The sequence below is a fragment of the Vibrio sp. 10N.222.49.C9 genome (assembly GCF_041474985.1).
Classification (GTDB): domain Bacteria; phylum Pseudomonadota; class Gammaproteobacteria; order Enterobacterales; family Vibrionaceae; genus Vibrio; species Vibrio crassostreae_C.
Map to the genome: position 1 here is coordinate 1 of NZ_JBFRVD010001551.1, position 359 is coordinate 359.

At 42.1% G+C, this 359-nt stretch carries 1 protein-coding gene; it reads left to right on the plus strand.

Features of this window, described 5'->3' with window-relative positions:
- On the plus strand, positions 1-285 hold a 285-nt coding region (locus AB4585_RS29210; protein WP_372172309.1), incomplete at its 5' end, for a DUF481 domain-containing protein.
- Positions 286-359: the final 74 nt, after the last annotated feature.

A 359-nucleotide genomic window follows, 5' to 3' on the forward strand; every position in this document is an offset into this window, starting at 1 on the left:
GACAAGGTGTTCTCTTCTGTGCTCGCCTTTGGTTTTGATTTTGAATATGACATCACCACTGATATTGAATTCTTCCTTGTTTACGATGGCAAGGTGGTGAATCGGGAATCGGGTAGCTTTATCCAACGTATTGAGACTGGATTTGATATCGAGCTCATCGACGACTTTGACTTGGAGCTGATTACCGTTATCGACAACACCATTGACCCCATCGCCGATGAAGATGGAATTCAACCAGAAGCCACCGATGTTGTATTCACCGTCGGCATCGAATACGAATTTTAAGCTCGCAAGTGCTATACAACAGCATGATAAGCACATAAAATGTAACGATATTTCACAATTCAATAACGTGATAC